The sequence below is a fragment of the Citrobacter sp. MGH103 genome, assembly GCF_001034475.2.
GTDB lineage: Bacteria > Pseudomonadota > Gammaproteobacteria > Enterobacterales > Enterobacteriaceae > Citrobacter > Citrobacter freundii.
Genome location: NZ_CP073043.1, coordinates 4,594,658 through 4,612,123, shown reverse-complemented (window position 1 = coordinate 4,612,123; position 17,466 = coordinate 4,594,658). Strand labels below are relative to the sequence as shown.

The window sequence follows — 17,466 nt, the reverse complement described above, 5'->3', positions numbered from 1 at the left end:
GCAAGTCGATGATGAATCGAAAGAAACATCTTCGGGTTGTGAGGTTAAGCGACTAAGCGTACACGGTGGATGCCCTGGCAGTCAGAGGCGATGAAGGACGTGCTAATCTGCGATAAGCGTCGGTAAGGTGATATGAACCGTTATAACCGGCGATTTCCGAATGGGGAAACCCAGTGTGATTCGTCACACTATCATTACGTGAATACATAGCGTAATGAAGCGAACCGGGGGAACTGAAACATCTAAGTACCCCGAGGAAAAGAAATCAACCGAGATTCCCCCAGTAGCGGCGAGCGAACGGGGAGCAGCCCAGAGTCTGAATCAGCTTGTGTGTTAGTGGAACGGTCTGGAAAGTCCGACGGTACAGGGTGATAGTCCCGTACACCAAAATGCACAGGTTGTGAACTCGAAGAGTAGGGCGGGACACGTGGTATCCTGTCTGAATATGGGGGGACCATCCTCCAAGGCTAAATACTCCTGACTGACCGATAGTGAACCAGTACCGTGAGGGAAAGGCGAAAAGAACCCCGGCGAGGGGAGTGAAAAAGAACCTGAAACCGTGTACGTACAAGCAGTGGGAGCCTCTTTATGGGGTGACTGCGTACCTTTTGTATAATGGGTCAGCGACTTATATTCTGTAGCAAGGTTAACCGTATAGGGGAGCCGAAGGGAAACCGAGTCTTAACTGGGCGTTAAGTTGCAGGGTATAGACCCGAAACCCGGTGATCTAGCCATGGGCAGGTTGAAGGTTGGGTAACACTAACTGGAGGACCGAACCGACTAATGTTGAAAAATTAGCGGATGACTTGTGGCTGGGGGTGAAAGGCCAATCAAACCGGGAGATAGCTGGTTCTCCCCGAAAGCTATTTAGGTAGCGCCTCGTGAATTCATCTTCGGGGGTAGAGCACTGTTTCGGCTAGGGGGTCATCCCGACTTACCAACCCGATGCAAACTGCGAATACCGAAGAATGTTATCACGGGAGACACACGGCGGGTGCTAACGTCCGTCGTGAAGAGGGAAACAACCCAGACCGCCAGCTAAGGTCCCAAAGTCATGGTTAAGTGGGAAACGATGTGGGAAGGCACAGACAGCCAGGATGTTGGCTTAGAAGCAGCCATCATTTAAAGAAAGCGTAATAGCTCACTGGTCGAGTCGGCCTGCGCGGAAGATGTAACGGGGCTAAACCATGCACCGAAGCTGCGGCAGCGACACTATGTGTTGTTGGGTAGGGGAGCGTTCTGTAAGCCGTTGAAGGTGTACTGTGAGGTATGCTGGAGGTATCAGAAGTGCGAATGCTGACATAAGTAACGATAATGCGGGTGAAAAACCCGCACGCCGGAAGACCAAGGGTTCCTGTCCAACGTTAATCGGGGCAGGGTGAGTCGACCCCTAAGGCGAGGCCGAAAGGCGTAGTCGATGGGAAACAGGTTAATATTCCTGTACTTGGTGTTACTGCGAAGGGGGGACGGAGAAGGCTATGTTAGCCGGGCGACGGTTGTCCCGGTTTAAGCATGTAGGCGGAGGTTCCAGGTAAATCCGGTACCTTTTAACGCTGAGGTGTGATGACGAGGCACTACGGTGCTGAAGTAACAAATGCCCTGCTTCCAGGAAAAGCCTCTAAGCATCAGGTAACACGAAATCGTACCCCAAACCGACACAGGTGGTCAGGTAGAGAATACCAAGGCGCTTGAGAGAACTCGGGTGAAGGAACTAGGCAAAATGGTGCCGTAACTTCGGGAGAAGGCACGCTGATATGTAGGTGAAGTGATTTACTCATGGAGCTGAAATCAGTCGAAGATACCAGCTGGCTGCAACTGTTTATTAAAAACACAGCACTGTGCAAACACGAAAGTGGACGTATACGGTGTGACGCCTGCCCGGTGCCGGAAGGTTAATTGATGGGGTTATCCGTAAGGAGAAGCTCTTGATCGAAGCCCCGGTAAACGGCGGCCGTAACTATAACGGTCCTAAGGTAGCGAAATTCCTTGTCGGGTAAGTTCCGACCTGCACGAATGGCGTAATGATGGCCAGGCTGTCTCCACCCGAGACTCAGTGAAATTGAACTCGCTGTGAAGATGCAGTGTACCCGCGGCAAGACGGAAAGACCCCGTGAACCTTTACTATAGCTTGACACTGAACACTGGTCCTTGATGTGTAGGATAGGTGGGAGGCTTTGAAGTGTGGACGCCAGTCTGCATGGAGCCATCCTTGAAATACCACCCTTTAATGGCTGGTGTTCTAACGTGGACCCGTAATCCGGGTTGCGGACAGTGTCTGGTGGGTAGTTTGACTGGGGCGGTCTCCTCCTAAAGAGTAACGGAGGAGCACGAAGGTTAGCTAATCCTGGTCGGACATCAGGAGGTTAGTGCAAAGGCATAAGCTAGCTTGACTGCGAGAGTGACGGCTCGAGCAGGTGCGAAAGCAGGTCTTAGTGATCCGGTGGTTCTGAATGGAAGGGCCATCGCTCAACGGATAAAAGGTACTCCGGGGATAACAGGCTGATACCGCCCAAGAGTTCATATCGACGGCGGTGTTTGGCACCTCGATGTCGGCTCATCACATCCTGGGGCTGAAGTAGGTCCCAAGGGTATGGCTGTTCGCCATTTAAAGTGGTACGCGAGCTGGGTTTAGAACGTCGTGAGACAGTTCGGTCCCTATCTGCCGTGGGCGCTGGAGAATTGAGGGGGGCTGCTCCTAGTACGAGAGGACCGGAGTGGACGCATCACTGGTGTTCGGGTTGTCATGCCAATGGCATTGCCCGGTAGCTAAATGCGGAAGAGATAAGTGCTGAAAGCATCTAAGCACGAAACTTGCCCCGAGATGAGTTCTCCCTGAGACTTAAAGTCTCCTGAAGGAACGTTAAAGACGATGACGTTGATAGGTCGGGTGTGTAAGCGTAGCGATACGTTGAGCTAACCGATACTAATGAACCGTGAGGCTTAACCTTACAACGCCGAAGATGTTTTGGCGAAGAGACGACATTCAGCTTGATTACAGATTACATCAGAACGCATAAGGCGGTCTGATAAACAGAATTTGCCTGGCGGCTGTAGCGCGGTGGTCCCACCTGACCCCATGCCGAACTCAGAAGTGAAACGCCGTAGCGCCGATGGTAGTGTGGGGTCTCCCCATGCGAGAGTAGGGAACTGCCAGGCATCAAATAAAAGCGAAAGGCCCGGTCGAAAGACCGGGCCTTTTGTTTTATCTGTGGTCTGTCGGTGAGCGCTCTCCTGAGGAGGACAAATCCGCCGGGAGCGGATTTGAACGTTGCGCAGCAACGGCCCGGAGGGTGGCGGGCAGGACGCCCGCCATAAACTGGCAGGCATCAAATAAAGTGAAGAAGCCCATCCTGACGGATGGGCTTTTTTGTGTGTGTGCGGGGTAAAAACCGCCGGGCTGAACGTATTGTGCAGGCCTGATAAGTGCAGCGCATCAGGCAATAAGTACGGCTACCCGTGTACGAGGTTGAGTAACGGGTATGCTCGTCCGAGATCGTCCACCTCTGTACGTCCCGTCACAGTAAATCCCATCTTCTTATAGAATCCAACTGCCTGCTCATTCTGTTCATTAACGTTGGTTGTCAGCGTTGAACTCATTGATAAAGCATGTTCAATCAGCAGTTTACCAACGCCACTACCACGCACATCCGGATCGACAAACAACGCATCCATATGCTGATCGGTCAGAAGCATAAAGGCGACAGGCTCATCTTGTTCTGTCACTGCAACCCATAGCGGAGCTTCTGGTAAAAATGAACTTACCAGCTCTTCCAGCTCAATCCGATACTCCGCAGAGAGGAAACGGTGCGTCGCATCGACAGAACGACACCAAATAGATATGAGCTTATCACCTTCGTCCTTACGCGAACGACGAATGGTAAAGGGCATAGCATTCTCCTTTTATCTTTACTGCACTATTCTACAGCAAGGGCCGTGAAACTTTCTCAACTTGAGGATGCAGGCTCGACATTCGCATGATTCCTGGGTATCTTCAGCTATCTGGATGTCTAAACGTTTAAACGTATGTAGTGAGGTTATCAGGTTATGCCAATTCGCGTGCAGGACGAGCTACCCGCCGTCAATTTCTTGCGTGAGGAAAACGTCTTTGTGATGACGACATCCCGCGCTTCCGGTCAGGAAATTCGACCACTGAAGGTGCTCATCCTCAACCTGATGCCCAAGAAGATTGAAACGGAAAACCAGTTCCTGCGCTTACTGTCTAACTCACCGCTACAGGTAGATGTTCAGCTATTGCGCATCGATGCTCGCGAGTCACGTAACACCCCTACGGAGCATCTGAATAACTTTTACTGTAATTTCGAGGATATCTGCGAGCAGAACTTTGACGGACTGATCGTGACCGGCGCGCCGTTGGGTCTGGTTGAATTTAATGACGTGGCTTACTGGCCGCAGATTCAACAAGTGCTTGAATGGGCGAAAGATCACGTTACCTCAACGCTATTTGTTTGTTGGGCGGTGCAGGCCGCGCTGAATATCCTGTACGGAATTCCTAAGCAAACCCGTACGGACAAACTTTCAGGCGTCTATGAGCACCATATTCTGCATCCTCATGCGCTGCTGACGCGTGGATTCGATGATGCGTTCCTGGCTCCGCATTCGCGCTATGCCGATTTTCCTGCTGCGCTTATTCGCGACTACACCGATCTCGAGATTTTTGCTGAAACCGAAGAGGGAGATGCCTACCTGTTTGCCAGCAAAGATAAACGAATTGCCTTTGTGACGGGCCATCCGGAATATGATGCCCATACGCTCGGCAGTGAGTATTTTCGTGACGTCGAAGCGGGCCTAACGCCGGAAGTGCCCTATAACTATTTCCCGAAAGATGACCCGCAAAACAAACCGCGGGCAACCTGGCGTAGCCACGGTAATCTGTTGTTTACCAACTGGCTCAACTATTACGTCTACCAGATCACGCCATATGATCTGCGTCACATGAATCCAACGCTGGATTAATCTTCTGTAGCAGACGATCCTTAAGCGTTTCAGCATATTGAATCAGGCACCTTCGGGTGCCTTTTTTATTTCCGAAACGCACCTCACAGTGTAATTAAATTTTATTTATATTGTTATCAATAGGTTAATCGATAATTAAATTAAAAATGGAAATTGTTTTTGATTTTGAAATTTAAATGAGTAGTCTTAGTTGTGCTGAACGAAAAGCGCACAACGATCCTTCGTTCGCATTGGGGATGTGTTTGGATCAATGACGAGGAACTACGCAATGAATCAACAGGCAACGACAACCGATGAACTGGTCTTCACCAGGCCGCGTGGCGAACAGGAGCAACAAATTCTGACCGCTGAAGCAGTAGAGTTTCTGACTGAACTGGTGACAAGATTTACGCCAAAACGCAATAAACTTCTGGCTGCACGTATTCAGCAGCAGCAGGATATTGATGACGGTAAGTTGCCTGATTTTATTTCGGAAACAGCTTCCATTCGTGAGGGTGACTGGAAGATTCGCGGTATTCCTGATGATTTACTGGATCGCCGCGTAGAGATAACCGGACCCGTTGAGCGCAAGATGGTTATCAACGCGCTCAACGCGAACGTCAAAGTCTTTATGGCTGACTTCGAAGATTCGCTGGCTCCTGAGTGGAGCAAAGTTATCGACGGGCAGATAAACCTGCGCGATGCGGTCAATGGCACCATTAGCTATACCAACGAAGCGGGTAAAATTTACCAGCTCAAACCTAATCCGGCTCTGTTGGTATGCCGCGTTCGTGGTCTGCATCTGCCGGAAAAACACGTCACCTGGCGTGGCGAATCCATCCCGGGCAGCCTGTTCGATTTTGCCCTCTATTTCTTCCACAACTACAAAACGTTGCTGGCAAAAGGCAGCGGCCCTTACTTCTACCTGCCAAAAACGCAAGCCTGGCAAGAAGCAGCATGGTGGAGCGAAGTGTTCAGCTATGCAGAAGATCGCTTTAATCTGCCGCGCGGCACCATCAAAGCGACTCTGCTGATTGAAACGCTGCCGGCTGTCTTCCAGATGGACGAAATTCTGCACGCCCTGCGTGACCATATTGTGGGTCTGAACTGCGGTCGCTGGGACTACATTTTCAGCTATATCAAAACGCTGAAGAACCATCCGGATCGCGTGCTGCCGGACCGTCAGGTGGTGACGATGGATAAGCCATTCCTCAGCGCCTATTCGCGTCTGCTGATTAAAACCTGTCATAAACGTGGCGCATTCGCGATGGGCGGCATGGCAGCGTTCATTCCCAGCAAAGATGCGGAACGTAACAACCAGGTTCTGACCAAGGTAAAAGCGGACAAAGCGCTGGAAGCCAATAACGGTCATGACGGCACATGGATTGCCCATCCGGGACTGGCAGATACAGCAATGGCGGTGTTCAACGACGTGCTCGGTGAAAACAAAAATCAGCTGTTCGTGACCCGTGAAGAAGATGCGCCGATTACTGCAGAACAACTGCTGGCGCCTTGTGAAGGTGAGCGTACTGAAGAAGGCATGCGCGCCAACATTCGTGTTGCGGTGCAGTACATCGAAGCGTGGATCTCCGGTAACGGCTGCGTACCGATTTACGGTCTGATGGAAGATGCGGCCACTGCCGAAATCTCCCGTACCTCCATCTGGCAGTGGATCCACCACCAGAAGACGCTCAGCAACGGCAAGCCGGTTACCAAACCGCTGTTCCGTCAGATGCTGGCCGAAGAGATGCTGGTGATTCAGGACGAGCTGGGCGAACACCGCTACAGCAGCGGACGTTTTGACGATGCCGCGCGCCTGATGGAGCAAATCACTACCTCTGATGAATTGATCGATTTCTTGACCCTGCCAGGCTACCGCCTGCTGGCGTAATCCACCACATAACAATATGGAGCATCTGCACATGAAAACCCGTACTCAACAAATCGAAGAATTACAGAAAGAATGGACTCAACCGCGCTGGGAAGGCATCACCCGTCCATATAGCGCGGAGGAAGTGGTGAAATTACGTGGCTCGGTCAACCCGGAATGCACGCTGGCTCAGCTTGGCGCGGCGAAAATGTGGCGTCTGCTGCACGGCGAATCGAAGAAAGGTTATATCAACAGCCTCGGCGCGCTGACTGGCGGTCAGGCGCTGCAGCAGGCGAAAGCCGGTATTGAAGCGGTCTACCTTTCAGGCTGGCAGGTGGCGGCAGATGCCAACCTGGCATCCAGCATGTACCCGGACCAATCGCTGTATCCGGCGAACTCCGTCCCGGCAGTGGTGGATCGGATCAACAACACATTCCGTCGCGCCGATCAGATCCAATGGTCAACCGGTATTGAACCGAACGATCCGCGCTATGTGGATTACTTCCTGCCGATCGTTGCCGATGCGGAAGCGGGTTTTGGCGGCGTACTGAACGCGTTTGAACTGATGAAATCGATGATTGAGGCTGGTGCAGCGGCCGTTCACTTCGAAGATCAGCTCGCATCGGTAAAAAAATGTGGTCACATGGGCGGCAAAGTTCTGGTGCCGACTCAGGAAGCTATCCAGAAACTGGTGGCCGCCCGTCTGGCAGCCGACGTCATGGGTGTTCCGACGCTGGTTATTGCGCGTACTGATGCTGACGCAGCCGATCTGATAACGTCTGACTGCGACCCATACGACAGCGAGTTCATCACCGGCGAACGTACCAGCGAAGGGTTCTACCGTACGCATGCGGGTATTGAGCAGGCGATCAGCCGTGGTCTGGCCTATGCACCTTATGCGGATCTGGTGTGGTGTGAAACCTCCACGCCGGATCTCGAACTGGCGAAGCGCTTTGCCGATGCGATTCACGCGAAATTCCCCGGCAAACTGCTGGCCTACAACTGTTCGCCGTCATTTAACTGGCAGAAAAACCTGGACGACAAAACTATTGCCAGCTTCCAGCAGCAACTGTCGGATATGGGTTACAAATACCAGTTCATTACCCTGGCGGGCATCCACAGCATGTGGTTCAACATGTTCGACCTCGCACACTCCTATGCGCAGGGTGAAGGCATGCGCCACTATGTTGAGAAGGTTCAGCAGCCAGAATTTGCGGCGGCTAAAGACGGTTACACCTTCGTGTCCCATCAGCAGGAAGTGGGTACAGGCTACTTCGACAAAGTAACTACTATCATTCAGGGCGGCGCTTCCTCGGTGACCGCGCTGACCGGCTCGACCGAAGAATCGCAGTTTTGATTAATGCCCGGTGGCGCTGTGCTTACCGGGCCTACGAAGGGATGTAGGCCGGATAAGCGAACGCGCCATCCGGCATGACGTTGTGCCGGATGGGAGAAGTCGATGACGCGTGGCCTGGAATTACTGATTGCTCAGACGATTTTGCAAGGTTTCGACGCCCAGTACGGGCGTTTTCTGGAAGTCACCTCCGGCGCGCAGCAGCGTTTTGAACATGCCGACTGGCATGCGGTTCAGCAGGCGATGAAAAGCCGTATTCACCTTTACGATCATCACGTAGGTCTGGTGGTGGAGCAGTTGCGCTGCATTACAGACGGCAAAAGTACCGACGCGGATTTTTTACTTCGCGTGAAAGAGCATTACACCCGGCTACTGCCGGATTACCCGCGCTTCGAGATTGCGGAGAGCTTTTTTAACTCCGTTTACTGTCGGTTATTTGACCACCGCTCGCTGACTCCCGAGCGGCTGTTTATTTTCAGTTCTCAGCCAGAGCGTCGTTTCCGCACGATCCCACGCCCGTTGGCGAAAGACTTTTTTCCTGATACCGGCTGGGAGTGGCTGCTAACTCGCGTCCTTAGCGATCTTCCCCTACGTCTTCCATGGCAGAATAAACATCGTGATATCCACTACATCATCGAACACCTGACCGAAACCCTGGGAACGGATGTATTGCCAGGCTGCCATTTACAGGTGGCGAATGAACTGTTTTATCGTAACAAGGCCGCCTGGCTGGTCGGTAAGCTGATTACCCCTTCTGGAACGCTGCCGTTTTTACTGCCAATCCACCGGACAGAAGAAGGCGAATTGTTTGTCGATACCTGCCTGACCACGACGGCGGAGGCGAGCATTGTGTTTGGCTTCGCCCGCTCCTACTTTATGGTGTATGCCCCGCTGCCCGCGGCACTGGTGGAGTGGTTGCGCGAGATCCTGCCCGGTAAAACCACCGCTGAATTGTATATGGCGATTGGCTGTCAGAAGCATGCAAAAACGGAAAGTTATCGGGAGTATCTGCTCTACCTGGTCAACTGTGATGAGCAGTTTATTGAAGCGCCGGGGATCCGCGGTATGGTGATGCTGGTGTTTACCCTGCCGGGCTTTGACCGGGTGTTTAAAATCATTAAAGACAAATTTGCGCCGCAAAAAGAGATGTCTGCCGCCCACGTCCGCGCCTGTTATCAACTGGTCAAAGAGCACGATCGTGTAGGGCGGATGGCTGACACCCAGGAGTTCGAGAATTTTGTGCTGGATAAACGGCAAATCGATCCGGCGCTGATGGCGCTGTTATTGCAGGAAGCCCCGGAAAAAATTACCGATCTTGGCGATCAGATTGTCATTCGCCATCTGTATATCGAACGACGGATGGTGCCGCTGAATATCTGGCTGGAGCAGGTCGAAGGTCAACAACTGCGCGATGCCATTGAAGAGTACGGCAACGCGATTCGTCAGCTGGCCGCCGCCAATATTTTCCCCGGCGATATGCTGTTTAAGAACTTCGGCGTCACCCGTCACGGGCGCGTGGTGTTCTACGACTACGATGAAATCTGCTACATGACGGAGGTTAATTTCCGTCATATCCCGCCGCCACGCTACCCGGAAGATGAGATGAGCGCTGAGCCGTGGTACAGCGTATCGCCTGGAGATGTCTTCCCGGAAGAGTTTCGCCACTGGCTATGTGCCGACCCGCGTATCGGGCCGCTATTTGAAGAGATGCACGCTGACTTGTTCAGCGCCGACTACTGGCGGGGTTTGCAAACGCGGATTAAAAACGGGCATGTGGAAGATGTTTACGCTTACCGACGCAAACAGCGTTTCAGCGTGCGTTATGAAACAGACCGTAGGCCGGGTAAGGCGTAGCTGCCACCCGGCAACCCCATCTTAACGAAATCCGCCGTACGCCAGCGTGACTTCTTTCGCTGCTTTGATTGCCATGGCGCCAAACTCGGTCACACGGTCATCGGTAATGCGTGAGATTGGCCCGGAAATGGAGATGGCGGCGAACGGCTGACGGTGCTCGTCATAAATGCACGACGCCACGCAGCGCAGACCCAGCGCATGTTCCTCATCATCAAAGGAATAGCCGCGCTTGCGCGTCTGAGCCAAATCCTCTTTCAGATGCACTGGCGACACCAGCGTGGCGTGGGTATAAGCGTGTAGTCCTTTGCGGTGCAGCAGCCCTGTCACCTGTTCTTCGCTCAGTTGGGATAAAAACGCCTTACCCGCGCCGGAAGCATGCATCGGCAGTTTGCCGCCGATAGGCGCGGACATGCGCATCAGTTGGGTGCACTGCACCTGGTCGATAATAATGGCCTGATGATCGCTTTGATCCAGCACGGCGAGGTTGACTGTCTCACCGGAGTCTTCCATCAGCTTGCGCAGGATTGGATGCACAATCGCCAGCAGATTACGGCTTTGCAAAAAGCTGCTGCCGACGATAAACGCATGTGCACCCACGGCCCAATGCCCTAATTCACCGACCTGACGAACAAATCCCTGCTGCTGCATGGTGGTCAATAATCGGTGAGTCGTGGAGTTTGGCAGGCCGGCCTGTTGCGCCAGCTCGGTCAGCGCCACGCTGCCGTTGGATTCCGCAATCCACTCCAGTAGCTTCAGGCCGCGCGTCAGGGACTGAACCTGCCCGGTTGCGGGCGCAGTAGTAGCGGCGGGTTTTCTACCGCGTTTCGCGGGAACGGGGGCAACCATGGCAGACTCCTTTTCTGTATCGTGGAAATCATTTTCGTTTTATTCAATTATAATGCAAGAATTCCTGTACTGATCGGATGAGTGAAGCTGAACATGTCTCATGTTGGCCGTTGTTCTCTTTTCCGCCTCTCAGGTTTGTGCCAGTATGGCCTGTTGAGTTTTTTCGGTCTGGTTGAGCGTTGTCGGGAGCGAGTGTGAGCAGCAAAGTAGAACAATTACGTCAGCAGTTAAATGAACGTATTCTGGTGCTGGACGGCGGTATGGGCACCATGATCCAGGGATATCGTCTGAGCGAAGAGGATTTCCGCGGCGAACGCTTTGCCGAATGGCCGTGCGATCTGAAAGGCAACAACGACCTGTTGGTGCTCAGCAAACCGGAGGTGATCGCCGCGATTCACAACGCCTACTTCGAGGCGGGCGCGGACATAATCGAAACCAACACCTTTAACTCCACGACTATCGCCATGGCGGATTACCAGATGGAATCCCTGTCGGCGGAAATCAACTTTGCGGCAGCCAAACTGGCGCGCGCGGCGGCAGATGAATGGACGGCACGCACGCCGAACAAACCGCGCTACGTCGCGGGCGTGCTTGGCCCAACCAACCGTACGGCGTCTATCTCGCCCGACGTCAACGACCCGGCTTACCGCAATATTACCTTTGATCAGCTGGTGGCCGCCTACCGCGAATCCACCAAAGCGCTGGTGGAAGGCGGCAGTGACCTGATCCTGATTGAAACCGTTTTCGATACCCTCAACGCCAAAGCCGCTATTTTCGCGGTTAAAACTGAATTCGAAGCGCTGGGCGTTGAGCTGCCGATTATGCTCTCCGGCACCATCACCGACGCTTCCGGGCGTACGCTCTCCGGCCAGACCACCGAAGCATTCTACAACTCCCTGCGCCACGCCGATGCGCTGACTTTTGGTCTGAACTGTGCCTTAGGCCCGGACGAACTGCGCCAGTACGTGCAGGAACTGTCGCGTATTGCCGAATGCTACGTTACCGCACACCCGAACGCCGGTCTGCCGAACGCCTTTGGTGAGTACGATCTCGATGCCGACACCATGGCGGCGCAAATCCGCGAATGGGCCGAGGCGGGCTTCCTGAATATTGTTGGCGGCTGCTGCGGCACCACGCCGGAACACATCGCCGCCATGAGTCGCGCAGTGGACGGACTGCCGCCACGCCGCTTGCCGGAAATCCCGGTTGCCTGCCGCCTTTCCGGCCTTGAGCCGCTGAACATCGGCGACGACAGCCTGTTTGTGAACGTCGGCGAGCGTACCAACGTTACCGGTTCGGCGAAGTTTAAACGCCTGATCAAAGAAGAGAAATACAGCGAAGCGCTGGATGTCGCCCGTCAGCAGGTGGAAAGCGGCGCGCAGATCATCGATATCAACATGGATGAGGGGATGCTCGACGCCGAAGCGGCGATGGTTCGTTTCCTCAACCTGATTGCCGGTGAACCGGATATCGCCCGCGTGCCGATTATGATCGACTCCTCGAAATGGGAAGTAATCGAAAAAGGACTGAAGTGCATTCAGGGTAAAGGCATCGTTAACTCCATCTCGATGAAAGAGGGGGTTGAGACCTTTATCCATCACGCGAAGCTGCTGCGTCGCTACGGTGCTGCAGTGGTGGTGATGGCCTTTGACGAGCAGGGCCAGGCCGACACCCGCGCGCGTAAAATTGAGATCTGCCGTCGGGCGTACAAGATTCTTACCGAAGAGGTGGGCTTCCCGCCGGAAGATATTATCTTTGACCCGAACATCTTTGCGGTGGCGACCGGCATTGAGGAACACAACAACTATGCGCAGGACTTTATCGGGGCCTGTGAAGACATCAAACGCGAACTGCCGCACGCGCTGATCTCCGGCGGCGTTTCTAACGTTTCATTCTCGTTCCGTGGCAACGACCCAGTACGTGAAGCCATTCACGCGGTATTCCTCTACTACGCCATTCGCAACGGCATGGACATGGGGATCGTCAACGCCGGACAACTGGCAATTTACGACGACCTGCCCACCGAGCTGCGCGATGCGGTTGAAGATGTGATCCTCAACCGCCGTGACGATGGCACCGAACGACTGCTGGAGCTTGCTGAGAAGTATCGCGGCAGTAAAACCGACGACACGGCGAATGCCCAGATGGCGGAGTGGCGCAGTTGGGATGTGAAAAAGCGCCTCGAATACTCGCTGGTGAAAGGCATAACCGAGTTTATTGAGCTGGATACCGAAGAAGCTCGCCAGCAGGCCGCGCGCCCGATCGAGGTTATTGAAGGACCGCTGATGGACGGCATGAACGTGGTTGGCGACCTGTTCGGCGAGGGCAAAATGTTCCTGCCGCAGGTGGTGAAATCCGCCCGAGTGATGAAGCAGGCGGTGGCGTACCTTGAACCGTACATTGAGGCCAGCAAAGAGAAAGGTTCCAGCAACGGCAAAATGGTCATCGCAACCGTGAAGGGCGACGTGCACGATATCGGTAAAAATATCGTCGGCGTAGTGCTGCAATGTAACAACTACGAAATCGTCGATCTTGGCGTGATGGTGCCCGCGGAGAAAATCCTCAGAACGGCGCGTGAAGTGAATGCCGATCTGATTGGCCTTTCCGGGCTGATTACCCCATCGCTGGACGAAATGGTCAACGTGGCGAAAGAGATGGAGCGTCAGGGCTTCACTATTCCGCTGCTGATTGGCGGCGCCACCACCTCGAAAGCGCACACCGCGGTGAAAATTGAGCAGAACTACAGCGGCCCGACGGTGTACGTGCAGAACGCCTCGCGTACCGTTGGCGTCGTCGCTGCGCTGCTCTCTGACACCCAGCGTGATGACTTTGTCGCCCGTACGCGTAAAGAGTATGAAACCGTGCGTATCCAGCATGCGCGTAAGAAACCGCGTACTCCGCCCGTAACGTTACAGGCTGCCCGCGACAACGATCTGGCCTTTGACTGGGAAAACTACACCCCGCCGGTGGCGCACCGTCTGGGCGTACAGGAAGTGGAAGCCAGCATCGAAACCCTGCGCAACTACATCGACTGGACGCCGTTCTTTATGACCTGGTCGTTGGCCGGGAAATATCCGCGAATCCTCGAAGATGAAGTAGTGGGCGAAGAGGCGAAGCGCCTGTTCAAAGATGCCAACGACATGCTGGATAAACTCAGCGCTGAGAAGACGCTGAATCCGCGTGGCGTGGTGGGTTTATTCCCGGCCAACCGCGTGGGTGACGACATCGAGATTTACCGTGACGAGACGCGTACGCACGTCATCAACGTGAGTCATCACCTGCGCCAGCAGACGGAAAAAGTCGGTTTCGCCAACTACTGCTTGTCTGACTTTGTTGCGCCGAAACTGAGCGGTAAAGCGGATTACATCGGTGCTTTTGCGGTCACTGGTGGTCTGGAAGAAGACGCGCTGGCAGATGCTTTTGAAGCGCAACATGACGACTACAACAAGATCATGGTGAAAGCGATCGCTGACCGTCTGGCGGAAGCGTTTGCAGAATATCTGCATGAGCGCGTGCGTAAAGTCTACTGGGGCTATGCGGCGAATGAGAATCTCAGTAACGAGGAGCTGATCCGCGAAAACTACCAGGGGATTCGCCCGGCACCGGGCTATCCGGCGTGTCCGGAACACACCGAAAAAGCCACCATTTGGGAACTGCTGGACGTGGAGGCGCATACCGGGATGAAGCTCACCGAATCCTTCGCCATGTGGCCAGGTGCGTCGGTTTCCGGCTGGTATTTCAGTCATCCGGACAGCAAGTACTACGCTGTGGCGCAAATCCAGCGCGATCAGGTTGAAGATTATGCCTTCCGTAAAGGGATGAGCGTGGCAGAAGTGGAACGCTGGTTAGCGCCGAACCTCGGCTACGACGCCGACTGATTCACAAAACTGTCATCTTTCTTTACAACAAACAGGGCGCTCAATGAGTGCCCTGTCTCTTTATTACGTTTAAACCCTTATACTGAAAGAAGGTTCGCGAGCGCTATTTGCCGGCTGGCGGCGTAAACGCCTTATCCGGCCTACAAGGGACATTCTGTAGGCCTGATAAGCGCAGCGCCATCAGGCACGCTATCTGCGCCGAGCCCAGGAACATATAACGATAAGGAGTACTTGATTCCGTGTTAACTCTGTTACACCTGCTTTCTGCCGTCGCGATGCTGGTTTGGGGTACGCATATTGTGCGTACCGGCGTGATGCGCGTCTTCGGCGCCCGCTTGCGTACCGTGCTCAGCCGTAGCGTTGAAAAGAAGCCGCTCGCCTTTTGTGCGGGTATCGGCGTGACTGCGCTGGTGCAAAGCAGCAACGCCACCACCATGCTGGTGACCTCGTTTGTTGCACAAGATCTCGTGGCGCTGACTCCTGCGCTGGTGATTGTGCTCGGTGCCGATGTGGGGACCGCGCTGATGGCGCGTATCCTGACCTTCGATCTCTCCTGGCTGTCGCCACTGCTGATTTTTATCGGCGTGATCTTCTTTCTCGGCCGTAAGCAGTCCCGTGTGGGGCAACTGGGGCGGGTCGGTATTGGACTGGGGCTGATTTTACTGGCGCTGGAGCTGATTGTGCAGGCAGTAACGCCGATCACTCAGGCTAATGGCGTACAGGTTATTTTCGCCTCACTTACCGGCGATATCATGCTGGATGCGCTGATTGGCGCCATGTTTGCGATTATCAGTTACTCCAGCCTGGCGGCGGTACTGTTGACGGCAACGCTGACCGCGGCGGGCATTATCTCGTTCCCGGTAGCGTTGTGTCTGGTGATTGGCGCCAACCTCGGCTCTGGTCTGTTGGCGATGCTCAACAACAGTGCTGCGAATGCTGCTGCTCGTCGTGTAGCGCTCGGCAGCCTGCTGTTTAAGCTGGTGGGCAGCCTGATTATCCTGCCGTTTGTTCATCCGCTGGCCAATCTGATGGATGAACTGCCACTGCCGAAATCTGAACTGGTTATCTACTTCCACGTCTTCTACAACCTGGTTCGCTGCGTGGCGATGGTGCCGTTCGCCGAACCGATGGCGCGTTTTTGTAAGCGCATCATCCGCGATGAGCCGGAGCTGGATGCACATCTGAAGCCCAAACATCTGGACGTCAGTGCGCTGGATACGCCGACGCTCGCTCTGGCTAATGCCGCCCGCGAAGCGCTGCGTATTGGCGACGCAATGGAGCAGATGATGGACGGGTTGAAGAAGGTGATGCACGGCGAGCCGCGCGAAGAGAAAGAGTTGCGCAGGATGGCGGATGACATCAACGTGCTGTACACGGCGATTAAGCTCTATCTGGCGCGGATGCCAAAGGATGAACTGGCGGAAGAGGAATCACGCCGTTGGGCGGAGATTATCGAAATGTCGCTCAACCTCGAACAGGCTTCCGATATCGTTGAACGTATGGGCAGCGAGATTGCCGATAAGTCGCTGGCCGCCCGTCGGGCATTCTCGGTAGAAGGGCTGAAAGAGCTGGATGCACTTTACGATCAGCTGCTCAGCAATCTGCAGCTGGCGATGTCGGTGTTCTTCTCGGGCGATGTGACCAGTGCCCGTCGTCTACGCCGCAGCAAGCACCGTTTCCGTATTCTCAACCGTCGTTATTCGCACGCGCACGTTGACCGTCTGCATCAGCAGAACGTGCAAAGCATCGAGACCAGTTCCCTGCACCTGGCGCTGTTGGGCGATATGCAGCGTCTGAACTCGCTGTTTTGCTCCGTGGCCTACAGCGTGCTGGAACAGCCGGATGAAGACGATGAGCGGGATGATTATTGAGTGAGGTGAAGCGGTAGGCCGGATAAGGCATTTATGCCGCCATCCGGCATCAGACAACAAATCAACTAAAAGCAGTGGCCTGCTTCAACAGCAACCGCCTCTTCACCCGCTTTAAAGATATACGTGGTGTTCGGGCCGCCGAGCACGGACTTACCGTTACTCACCTTGATCCAGTTACCTTCCGGCAAGCCAATCACCGTCAGCTCCGGTGCCACAACCAGCAGTTCGCGGATACGCTGTTCACGCGTTTCGCCTTTGTGGCCTTCCGGCAGCGCGTTGGTGAAATGTGGGTTAATCTGCAGCGGGAACAGACCCAGCGCATCAAAGCCTTTGGGATCGACAATCGGCATGTCGTTGGTGGTGCGGATGGTCTGGCAGGCAAGGTTGGAACCCGCGCTCCAGCCGATGTACAGCGCACCGCGTTTGACGACATCCACGATCGGCGCCAGCAACCCGCGCTCACGACTCTCTTTCAGCAGCTGGAAGGTATTCCCGCCGCCGACAATCACCAGCTCGGCGTTTTCAATGGCTGCAATTGGATCGGCAACGGTATGAATACCGGTAACGTTAACGCCCATTGGCGCAAAGATGGCTGCCGTTTTCGCCGTGTACTCATCCCAGGTTTGCGTCACGCCGGCGAACGGAATAAACACCGCCGTACGGCGACCATTCAGTTGTTCAGCAATCAGCGGCAGCGCATGTTCCATCCAGCCTTTGCCCGGCAGCGTCGAGTTACTCAATAAAAGCAGTTCCATCATTTCTCCATGTAATCAGAAAATTACAAACCGCGCTAATGCTACCACTATCAGCCTGACGCCTTACTGATATGGCTCACGATGT

At 54.2% G+C, this 17,466-nt stretch carries 9 protein-coding genes and 2 rRNA genes; 8 read left to right on the top strand and 3 right to left on the bottom strand.

Going from position 1 to position 17,466, the window contains the following annotated elements; genetic code table 11:
- Nucleotides 1-42: 42 nt before the first annotated feature.
- Both SK33_RS22210 and rrf read left to right on the top strand, forming a co-directional pair.
- Nucleotides 43-2,948: ribosomal RNA gene (locus SK33_RS22210) — 23S ribosomal RNA — on the top strand.
- 92 nt (nucleotides 2,949-3,040) lie between these two features.
- Nucleotides 3,041-3,156: ribosomal RNA gene (rrf, locus tag SK33_RS22205) — 5S ribosomal RNA — on the top strand.
- 294 nt (nucleotides 3,157-3,450) lie between these two features.
- Here rrf and SK33_RS22200 read toward each other — a convergent pair.
- The gene (locus tag SK33_RS22200) at nucleotides 3,451-3,888 is read right to left on the bottom strand and encodes an acetyltransferase (RefSeq protein ID WP_048220004.1); all 438 of its coding nucleotides are present in this window, start codon (nucleotides 3,886-3,888) and stop codon (nucleotides 3,451-3,453) included.
- 156 nt (nucleotides 3,889-4,044) lie between these two features.
- On the opposite strand from SK33_RS22200, the gene metA reads away from it, so the two are divergent.
- The 4 genes from metA (at nucleotide 4,045) to aceK (ending at nucleotide 10,031) form a co-directional block, all read left to right on the top strand.
- Nucleotides 4,045-4,974: a homoserine O-acetyltransferase MetA gene (metA, locus tag SK33_RS22195; protein WP_003031605.1), complete on the top strand. Its 930-nt coding sequence runs from the start codon at nucleotides 4,045-4,047 to the stop codon at nucleotides 4,972-4,974.
- A gap of 268 nt (nucleotides 4,975-5,242) precedes the next feature.
- On the top strand, nucleotides 5,243-6,844 hold the full coding sequence (gene aceB, locus SK33_RS22190) for a malate synthase A (protein WP_032948287.1): 1,602 nt from the start codon (nucleotides 5,243-5,245) through the stop codon (nucleotides 6,842-6,844).
- A 31-nt stretch (nucleotides 6,845-6,875) separates the two neighbouring features.
- Nucleotides 6,876-8,180: an isocitrate lyase gene (gene aceA / locus SK33_RS22185; protein WP_003031609.1), complete on the top strand. Its 1,305-nt coding sequence runs from the start codon at nucleotides 6,876-6,878 to the stop codon at nucleotides 8,178-8,180.
- A gap of 102 nt (nucleotides 8,181-8,282) precedes the next feature.
- Nucleotides 8,283-10,031: a bifunctional isocitrate dehydrogenase kinase/phosphatase gene (gene aceK / locus SK33_RS22180; RefSeq protein WP_048220005.1), complete on the top strand. Its 1,749-nt coding sequence runs from the start codon at nucleotides 8,283-8,285 to the stop codon at nucleotides 10,029-10,031.
- Nucleotides 10,032-10,052: 21 nt separating this feature from the next.
- Here the strand turns inward: aceK and iclR are convergent, their stop codons facing one another.
- Nucleotides 10,053-10,877: a glyoxylate bypass operon transcriptional repressor IclR gene (gene iclR / locus SK33_RS22175; protein WP_003031613.1), complete on the bottom strand. Its 825-nt coding sequence runs from the start codon at nucleotides 10,875-10,877 to the stop codon at nucleotides 10,053-10,055.
- A gap of 194 nt (nucleotides 10,878-11,071) precedes the next feature.
- Between iclR and metH the strand changes: the two genes are divergently transcribed.
- Together metH and SK33_RS22165 are read left to right on the top strand one after the other, a co-directional pair.
- Nucleotides 11,072-14,755 (top strand): methionine synthase, encoded by a 3,684-nt coding sequence (gene metH / locus SK33_RS22170; RefSeq protein ID WP_048220008.1) that lies wholly within the window; start codon nucleotides 11,072-11,074, stop codon nucleotides 14,753-14,755.
- Between the two features lie 239 nt (nucleotides 14,756-14,994).
- On the top strand, nucleotides 14,995-16,626 hold the full coding sequence (locus SK33_RS22165; protein WP_003031618.1) for a Na/Pi cotransporter family protein: 1,632 nt from the start codon (nucleotides 14,995-14,997) through the stop codon (nucleotides 16,624-16,626).
- A 65-nt stretch (nucleotides 16,627-16,691) separates the two neighbouring features.
- Here the strand turns inward: SK33_RS22165 and pepE are convergent, their stop codons facing one another.
- Nucleotides 16,692-17,381, bottom strand: a complete 690-nt coding sequence (pepE, locus tag SK33_RS22160; protein ID WP_003841421.1) for a dipeptidase PepE — start codon at nucleotides 17,379-17,381, stop codon at nucleotides 16,692-16,694.
- Between the last annotated feature and the right edge of the window lie 85 nt (nucleotides 17,382-17,466).

Excerpts from the sequence above, each read along its gene's own strand:
- metA (WP_003031605.1), top strand. The coding sequence starts at position 4,045 with ATGCCAATTCGCGTGCAGGACGAGCTACCCGCCGTCAATTTCTTGCGT.
- SK33_RS22200 (WP_048220004.1), bottom strand. The coding sequence starts at position 3,888 with ATGCCCTTTACCATTCGTCGTTCGCGTAAGGACGAAGGTGATAAGCTC.
- aceK (WP_048220005.1), top strand. The coding sequence starts at position 8,283 with ATGACGCGTGGCCTGGAATTACTGATTGCTCAGACGATTTTGCAAGGT.
- iclR (WP_003031613.1), bottom strand. The coding sequence starts at position 10,877 with ATGGTTGCCCCCGTTCCCGCGAAACGCGGTAGAAAACCCGCCGCTACT.
- aceB (WP_032948287.1), top strand. The coding sequence starts at position 5,243 with ATGAATCAACAGGCAACGACAACCGATGAACTGGTCTTCACCAGGCCG.
- aceA (WP_003031609.1), top strand. The coding sequence starts at position 6,876 with ATGAAAACCCGTACTCAACAAATCGAAGAATTACAGAAAGAATGGACT.
- pepE (WP_003841421.1), bottom strand. The coding sequence starts at position 17,381 with ATGGAACTGCTTTTATTGAGTAACTCGACGCTGCCGGGCAAAGGCTGG.